General features: G+C 56.3%; 8 protein-coding genes and 1 riboswitch. All 8 genes read right to left on the reverse strand.

What is annotated here, in order from left to right:
- On the reverse strand, positions 1 to 277 hold a 277-nt coding region (locus Q0Y09_RS09260), incomplete at its 3' end, for a hypothetical protein (RefSeq protein ID WP_297720669.1).
- A gap of 33 nt (positions 278 to 310) precedes the next feature.
- A riboswitch (cyclic di-GMP riboswitch) is annotated at positions 311 to 399 on the reverse strand.
- A gap of 133 nt (positions 400 to 532) precedes the next feature.
- Positions 533 to 2,005: a recombinase family protein gene (locus tag Q0Y09_RS09265; protein WP_297720670.1), complete on the reverse strand. Its 1,473-nt coding sequence runs from the start codon at positions 2,003 to 2,005 to the stop codon at positions 533 to 535.
- Between the two features lie 55 nt (positions 2,006 to 2,060).
- Positions 2,061 to 2,399 carry a recombinase family protein gene (locus tag Q0Y09_RS09270; RefSeq protein WP_297720671.1) on the reverse strand — a complete coding sequence of 113 codons (339 nt, stop codon included), beginning with the start codon at positions 2,397 to 2,399 and terminating at the stop codon, positions 2,061 to 2,063.
- The gene (locus Q0Y09_RS09275) at positions 2,389 to 4,023 is read right to left on the reverse strand and encodes a recombinase family protein (RefSeq protein WP_297720672.1); all 1,635 of its coding nucleotides are present in this window, start codon (positions 4,021 to 4,023) and stop codon (positions 2,389 to 2,391) included. Before Q0Y09_RS09275 ends, Q0Y09_RS09270 begins: the two co-directional genes overlap by 11 nt.
- A gap of 4 nt (positions 4,024 to 4,027) precedes the next feature.
- A complete protein-coding gene (locus Q0Y09_RS09280) occupies positions 4,028 to 5,731 on the reverse strand; it encodes a recombinase family protein (RefSeq protein ID WP_297720673.1) in 1,704 nt (567 codons plus the stop codon).
- Positions 5,732 to 7,399: a recombinase family protein gene (locus tag Q0Y09_RS09285; protein ID WP_297720674.1), complete on the reverse strand. Its 1,668-nt coding sequence runs from the start codon at positions 7,397 to 7,399 to the stop codon at positions 5,732 to 5,734.
- 131 nt (positions 7,400 to 7,530) lie between these two features.
- A complete protein-coding gene (locus Q0Y09_RS09290) occupies positions 7,531 to 7,794 on the reverse strand; it encodes a DUF6870 family protein (RefSeq protein WP_297720675.1) in 264 nt (87 codons plus the stop codon).
- Positions 7,795 to 7,844: 50 nt separating this feature from the next.
- Positions 7,845 to 8,204 carry a type II toxin-antitoxin system PemK/MazF family toxin gene (locus Q0Y09_RS09295; RefSeq protein WP_297720676.1) on the reverse strand — a complete coding sequence of 120 codons (360 nt, stop codon included), beginning with the start codon at positions 8,202 to 8,204 and terminating at the stop codon, positions 7,845 to 7,847.
- Between the last annotated feature and the right edge of the window lie 222 nt (positions 8,205 to 8,426).

The following is an 8,426-nucleotide window of genomic DNA, read 5'->3' on the forward strand; positions in this document are numbered from 1 at the left end:
CCTCGGGGGTAGGCTCACCGGACTCCTCGGGGGCGGGCTCGCCGGACTCCTCGGGGGCGGGCTCGCCGGACTCCTCAGGGGCGGGTTCGCCGGACTCCTCGGGGGCGGGCTCGCCGGACTCCTCGGGGGCGGGCTCGCCGGGGGTCACAACGATGGTCTCGGTGGTGCTTCCACCCAACTCCAGTCCCTCAGCCAGGGCGGCGGTGGGCAGCATACCCAGAACCATCACCATAGCGACGAACAGTGCCAGACCTCTTTTCTTCATCTTCGCCAACATGTTCTGTTCCTCCTCTGTCTAGTCGGATGACCATGCGGCGGCCGGACTGGCATGGCGGCGGAGCCGCGGTAGCCTCCAGAGCTTTGCGTCCCGGCCTTTCGACCGGTTTGCCCTTGTCAACTGGCTCCCGCCTGAAAGGGGCGGGATGTCGGAGGAGGGCTTCCCCCTCCGGACAAATCGCATTATACATGGCTTCGGTTACATTTCGGTCACATTTTCAAAATTCGTGAAAAAAGTTTTTCCGGCCCTCCAAGCTCACCCCTCCGGCTCCGGCGGCAGGACCTTCCAGACGCTGCGGTCCATGGGGCCGGACCGCTCCAGCACCCACTCCCCGCCGGGTAGATCGGCGGCCATGTCCACGGTCACCGGCTGGGGCCGGTCCCCCTGCCGCTCCCCCACCGTCACACCTTTCACCAGCGCCAGGAGAAGGACCGGGTCCTCTCCCGGCGACGCCAGGACCTGGTCCAGCGCCACCTCCAGGGCGGAGCGCAGGGCGGCTTCCCCCTCCCCCTCCGACGGCGGCACAGACTCCAGCTTTTGGGTGATCGTCTGCCGCCGGGCCCGGCACCGGTCCAGCAAGGCATGGAACCGCCCCTCCTCCAGCTCCCCCAGCAGGCGGCTCTCCCACAGCTCCCCCTCCAGCCCCTCCAGCCGGGCCAGCTCGGCCTTCCAGGCGGCCCGCTCTCCCCCGCCCCCCTCCGGCAAAGCCCGGCGGACCAGCCCGGACAGAAGGTTCTCCCGCTCCTCCGCCGTGAGGGTCAGGGCCCGACGGAGGACTCTGTCCAGCAGCGCCCGCAGCACCGGATAGTGGATGGCGTGACTGCCGCAGGCGGCGGGGCCCGCCCGCTTGTAACAGCGGCAGACCAGCACCGCCGGGGAGTCCTTCCGCCGGGTGCCCGCCGACACCATGGCCCCGCCGCAGTCCCCGCACAGGACCAGACCCGCCAGCTGGTTTTGGAACCGGCCCTCCCCTGGCCGCCCCTTCCGCCGCCGGGCCGCCGCCGCGAAGGTCTCCCGGTCCACCAGGGCGGGGTGGGTCCCCTCCACCACTGCCCACTCCCCCCGGGGCACAGCCTCCCGGACCCCGGCCTTGAAGGAGAGCTTCCGGGTGCGGCCCTGGGCGGTACAGCCCAGATAGGTGGGATTGGCCAGCAGCTTGGAGACGGTGGAGCCCGTCCACACCGGTCCCTCCGGCCCGGGCCGCCCCCCAGATCGGTGGAGGGCGGGGCAGGCCACGCCCCGCCCGTTGAGCCGGCGGGCGATCTCCCCCGGCCCCACTCCCTCCGCCGCCCAGGCGAAGACCTCCTCCACCACCGCCGCCGCCGGCGGGTCGGGCAGGAGCCGGTTCTTGTCCACCGGGTCCTTCCGGTAGCCGTAGGGGGCCAGACTCCCCACATACCGCCCCTGGGCCCGGCGGACGGCCAGGGCGGAGCGGATCTTCTTGCTGGCGTCCCGGGCATACATCTCATTGACCACGTGCTGGAAGGGGGCCAGACCGTTATCCGGCCCCTGGGTGTCAAAGCCGTCGTTGACGGCGATATACCGCACATGTCGGGATGGAAAATAGACCTCCGCCAGCTCCCCGGTGCGGATATAGTCCCGGCCCAGGCGGCTCAGGTCCTTGGTGAGGACCAGGTCCACCCGCCCCGCCTCCACGTCCTCCAGCAGCCGCCGGAGCCCGGGCCGCTGGAAGCTGGTTCCGGAGACGCCGTCGTCTCCTAATGTCAAGAGAAAACCAAAAAAATTATAAGATTTTTTGCTGGATTTTGTATCGGTTCAGTGATTAAAGCCCCCAGAAAATCAAATCTGTGACCGAGAACACACCTACACCAGAAGTATTTAACTGTGTGATCCATGCAGCCGTCTGCATGGTATCCCGCCCCAGGCGTGTCAAATCCTTTGTCAAAAGGGTGTCGGCCCGTCCTTGCCGGACAGCTTCAAGAAAGTCATTTAACCCAGGCCGGTCAAGGGTCAGGCCGCTGGCCTCGTCCTGTGACTCTCCCACAACATTGAGCTGATACTTTTCCGCAAAGCTGCGAAGATAGTTCATCTGGTTCTCCAACGCCCGTTTGTCGGGAGAAGCAACGCGTCCATAGAGCCAACATCGTTTTTTATCCCTCATACTCCGCAGCCTCCTTTTTTGCGGTATCGGCAAGCAACCGTTGATATTCGTCTCCGCATTTCCAAACGATCTCAATGGAAGTCGAACTGAAAATGTAGATGTTTTGGATCAGTAAATCCACCAGCTCCCGTGTTAGTGTCCTGACATTGGTATAGGGGAGTATGCTGTCGGCGGAGAGTTCCTCTCCTTTTGCCTGCCGTTTGGCGTCCTCCAGCTCCTTAATTTTGGTTTCAAGCCGCTGGATATGTTTTTCACACTGTTCTCGTTTATGCTGATAGTCCTCCGCGCTGACTTTGCCGGATACCATATCCTCAAAAGCCGCCATCTTTTCCTGCTGGCGCATTTGTATTGAGTTCTGGTGTGCTTTGATCTGCCGGTCAAGGCGCTGGTTGTAACGGGTATCTTTTGCAGACTGGCGCTGCTTTGTCTGAATCGCCCCTCGGACAAGCTGGGCCATCGTGCGGATAGAAGCTAAAACCGCCTGTTCCAGCTCTTTTTCATCTATCCTGTCCTGCGGGCAGCCAATATCCGGCTTATACCTGTTGGTTCGGCACACATAGCCAGGGTGGGAAGATTGCAGCCGCTCCATCGCAAGTCCACAGTGGCCGCACCGGATCTTCCGATAGAAAACCCGTGTGCTTTCCCCGGCAGAACCGGGATGAGAACTCCGATTCAGGCCCTTGGCCATATCGAAAATCTCCTGCGTAATGATTGCCGGAAACGCTCCTTCCACAACCGTCCACTGATCTTCTGTAACAGCTTTGACCCGGCTGGAACCCACCTTTTTTCGGGTGGTCTTGCCATAGATCGCTTTGCCGGTGTACCGCTCATCGTCCAGTATCTTGCGAACCATAGAAGAAGTCCAGTAGTTTTTATTCTGATCTACGCAGTTCCACTTCCGGCTCACCTCTTGGAGCCGTTTTCTTTGCAGCGGGGTCAGCACCCCTTCTGTATTGAACTTTCTGGCAATTTCCGTAGTGGACAGGCCGCTGATAAAGAGGTCAAACACACGCCGGACCACGGCGGCGGCATCCTCATCCACCAAAAGAGTGTGCTTATTTCCAGGCGCTTTCTGATAGCCAAAGAACGCATAGGGGGCAACGCAGTAGCCTTTTTCGGCAAGCTGTTTTTTGGTCGATCTCACTTTTTCCGACAAGTCCTTGCTGTAAAGGTCGTAGATTACATTTCGGAAGGATACATCAATCAGGCCCGCAGAACCGTACTTGTGATCCTTGCTGTCGTAGGAATCATTGATGGCGATAAATCGCACATCCATGAAAGGGAAAATCTGTTCCAGATAGTCCCCAACCACGATATAGTCGCGCCCAAACCGGGACATATCCTTGACGATAATGCAGTTGATCTTCCTTTGACGCACCTGTTCCAAAAGCCGCTGGACGGCGGGCCGCTCCATGTTCGTCCCAGAATAACCGTCATCACAAAATTCAAGAATCTGCGCCCCGGCAAATTCAGGCCGCAGGTCAATGAAACGGCGGATGTAGGCCCGCTGATTGACAACGCTGTTGCTTTCGCTTTTTTCATCGGACAGATCGCCGTCCTCAGCGGAGAGCCGGATGTAAATGGCGATCACATAGTTCAACATTTGCTGTAAGACCTCCGGCATCGTGTTACACCTCCTCCTGAAACAACTTTTTCATCTCGTCCTGATAGTTCAACACGATATGTACCTGCTTGTCCTCATTCACATAGATCTTCTCCACCAGCGCCAGCAGCATCTCACGGGTCAGCTCTTTTTCATCCCGGAACTTGGCAAAAGCGGAAAACCACTTATTTTGTTTGGGACTTGCCTCCGGCAAGGCGTCCTTTTCGGCCTGCAAATCCTGAAGGCGTCCCTCAAGCTGGCGGGCTTCATCCTCATACCGGCTTTTCCCGAATAGATAATCCGCCTGCGTTACAATACCGTCCACATAGCTTTCAAAGAGCGTCTGGCGGAGTGTGTCCAGCTTCTTTAAGCGTCCCTGCACCGATATGATCTCATTGTCAAGAGCCGTCCTGCGGCTTCTGGCCGCCGAGGACCGGCTGACCCTTTGGATGACCGCCTCCGCATCCGTGAGCATCGCCATCTGAAACCGAAGAACCTCATAAACAGCCGCTTTCAAATCGTTTTCCCGCAGGCCGCCCACATTGGGGCATCCGGCGTCCAGAAGCATGGCATGGCGGGGGCAGATAAAGTGGTACGCCACCGTTCTGCCTTTGTTGTAAACGCTCTTATAGCGTGTCATATTGTGCTGGCAGCACGCGCATACCACAAGCCCCTCAAAAATGTTTTCGCTGTCAAAATGGGCGTATTTCCCCAGACGGCTGTGGTATTCCTCGTGCTTGGTTTTCAAAATGGCTTGAACCGCGTCAAACAGCTCTTGTTCAATGATCGCCTCATGGGTGTTGGGGACAATGATCCATTCTGATGGGGGCATAATTTTTTGCTTCTGCCCAGCGTGCAGCTTTGTGATTTTCTTGCCCTGAACCATGTGCCCCAAATACACCGGATTCTCCAAAATATGCTTCACTGTCTGCGTCTGCCATGGGCTGTTTTCAGAAAACCTCTTGGTAAACACAACACCCTGCAAATAGCGGTGGTAATTGGGATTTGGAATCTGTTCGACGGTCAATGTCCTTGCAATCGCGGCGTTGCTCATTCCATCCTTTTTCATCTGAAAAATGCGCTGCACCACCTTCGCTGCGTCTGGGTCAACGGTCAGCTTGTGACGGTTCTCTGGGGATTTCACATAGCCATAGGCGGCAAAATTGCCGATAAACTCGCCGCTGCGCTTCTTGGTGTCCAGCGCGGAATACACCTTTTGCGAAATGTCCTTGGCGTAAATGTCATTCATCAGGTTTTTCAGCGCAATCGTCATAGCCTCGCCGCTGTCCGCCCGGATGCTGTCGTAGTTGTCGTTGACGGAGATAAACCGCACCCCCATGAAGGGCAGCACCTTTTCCAGAAAGTTTCCAGTTTCCAGGAAGTCGCGCCCGAACCGGGACAGGTCTTTCACGATGATGCAGTCCACCTGGCCTGCTTTCACATCCTCCATCATCCGCTGGAATCCGGGGCGCTCAAAATTTGTCCCGGTTTCTCCGTTGTCACGATAGCAGTCGTACAGCTCCAAATCAGGGTGCTTGGCGATATATCCGCACAGATAGTCGATCTGCGTTTGCAGGCTCTCACTGTCCTTGCGGTCACGGGTGTCCATGATGGAGAGGCGTACATAAAGGGCTGTGTGGAAAATTCGCAGAGCGGCGGCTTTTGGCAGCTTATCAACCGGAACTCCCTGTGCAGCCGCTATCTGTTTTCTTCTACTCACACGCGCCATTTACACCGCCTCCTTTACCGTGGGAGCTGCCTGCGGCGCCTGACGCTCCATATACTGTTCGATGTAGGCCGTCGCCGCCCTGTACTCATTCTGGTACTTGAAAATGATCTCAATTCGGTTCCCTTCATAGACATAGATACGGTCGATGATCTTCACCAGGATTTTGCGCTCCATCACATCCACATGACGGAAGGACTTGAAATGGGCGATCCATTCCCCCTGTGGGGAACCCGCCTGCACAATAGCGTCCAATTCCTCCTGCCGCTTGCTGATGGCTACCGCAATCGCCTCACACTTTTCCGTGTAAATCCGCTGATACTGCTTGAACTCATCTTCATTCAGCAGATGATCCACGAATTTCTCATAGGCGGACATTTTGAACCGCATGGCCTGTTCATAATCGGCTTTCAGCTTTTCAAGCTGCCGGTCGATCTTTCTGGCCTCCGTGTCCTCTGCGGGGAGAGCGGCGATAAATTGCAGGGTTTTCTCAATGTTCAGCACCGTTTCCATGTGGGTATGGATACAGTCACGAACCGCATCCATCAGCAGGGCCTCGCTGATATTATGGGTGGTGCAGGCAGTTTTGTCTGCCCGGTTGGTGGAACAGGAGTAGTAAAAATATTTTTTCCCTCCTGCCGGAACGGTCTTGCGGATCATGTTCTGCTTGCAGTCGGCACAGAACAAAAGTCCCGAAAAGGGATATACCGTCTTTTTTTGTACGGCGATTCTGGTGTCCCGGCACAGCAGGCCGCTGACCGTCCGAAAATCCACCTCGCTGATGATCGGCTCATGGGCGCCGGAAACGCTGATCCACTCGTCCTCTGGCTTCTCCATCAGCTTCTTGATTTTATAGTTTGGCCGCCCGGTCTTTCCCTGAACCATCACACCGATATAGAGGGGATTTTTCAGGATACGCCCAACCGCTACCGCCGACCACTTGGCCTGCGGGTTGCTCTTGAAGCCGGAGATATATTTCATCCCCAGGGAACGCTTGTATTCTGAGGGCGAGAGGACCCCATCGGCGTTCAGCCGGTCAGCGATCCCTTGCTGGCTCATTCCCTCCAGCTTCCAGCGGAAAATATCCCGCACCACCTCGGCGGCGTAATCGTCCACCACAAGCTGATTTTTGTCGTGCGGTGATTTCAGATAGCCGTAGGCGGCAAATGCTCCTACAAACTGGCCCTTTCGCTTCTTAACCTCCAAATGGCTGCGTATTTTTACCGAAATATCCCGGCTGTAAGAATCGTTCATCAGGTTTTTAATGGGAAGCAGGATGGTGCTGGTCTGCCCCTGTGCGTTAGCGGTGTCGTAGCCGTCGTTGATGGCGATAAACCGCACCCCGTGGTCTGCAAACTCCTGTAAGACCTTGCCGGTTTCGATATAGTTGCGCCCCAAACGGGACAGGTCTTTTACCACGACGCAGTTGACGGCGCCGGAACGCACATCCTGTAAAACTTCCTGAATCCCAGGACGAAAAAAATCAACGCCACTAAACCCGTCATCCTTCCTCTCGGCATGGATGCGGATTCCTGGCATTGATTTCAAAAATTCCGTGATAAATTCCCGCTGATTCTTGATGCTGTTGCTTTCCGGTTTATCTCCATCGTCATCAGACAGACGGAGATAGATGTCGGCGTCATAAACAGCCTGCGCGGTCAAATTTTTCATAACAATGCCTCCAATCGTTTTGTTCGTCAGTCCCAACAACGATTGGAGTGCGAGTTTTGTCCGATTTCTATTATACAGCAGGACACGGCCAGTGTCCAGGTGTTTTTTTCGGTTCCATTCGTGTCGGGGATTTACAGGGTACGGAGATAACTTTCAAATTGTTCCTCCATTGTGGTTCCCTTGGCCGCCTCGGAGAAGCCGATTTTCACGACAATCTTTCCGTGGCGGAAGCAATAGGGATTGCGAATCTGGCGGATGAAGTCCAGCATCCGTTCCTCCTTTGGAAGTTCTGTGTGGATGGATATGTCCCGAATATCGACAAGCTGCTCTGGATCAACCGTCTTAATGTCAACGGCGGAGAGCGTATCAAGTTCTGCAAGCGTGAGTGATTTCAAACAGGCTCCTCCTTTCTGCCTCTACAAATCTATTCAGAAGGGCGCCTGTCCTATGCCAGAGAACGCAGTCCCACGCTGGTTGCCAGAGCTGCGTCGATCTCCTTCATCTTTTTCTTGTTGATCTGCCCGATATAGCCCCGAAGCCGCCTGCGGTCAACCGTCCGTATCTGCTCCAACAGCAGCAGGGATGTAGGGGCAAGGCCCGGTACATTGTCCAGCAAAACATGGGTAGGAAGGTGGGTCTTATCCCTTCGGCTGGTGATAGCTGCCGCCACCACCGTGGGGCTGAAATAGTTTCCCACATCATTTTGAAGAATGAGTATGGGGCGCGTTCCGCCCTGTTCCGAACCAACTACCGGGTCCAGGTCGGCATAGAACAGAGCGCCGCGCCGGATTGCCTTTCGCCGCATAAGAATGACCTCCTGAATATAAGTAAGCCGGAAACAGGGCAGGCCCCGAAAGGCCCACCCCGCATCCGGCGAAATTTTTCCAATTGCGAATTGTCAAGTCAAGTGCAACAAAGAGCCAAAGAAGATTTCAAAGGGAGCGCGCCAGTCAAGGCATTTGCGGGGTCTGAAATTCATGAGGAAGACGAAGTCGTCCAGGAAGGCGTCAGAGAAAGCAGAGAAGTC

Origin of the sequence: Intestinimonas sp. (genome assembly GCF_026169115.1) — a bacterium.
Lineage (GTDB): Bacteria > Bacillota > Clostridia > Oscillospirales > Oscillospiraceae > Intestinimonas.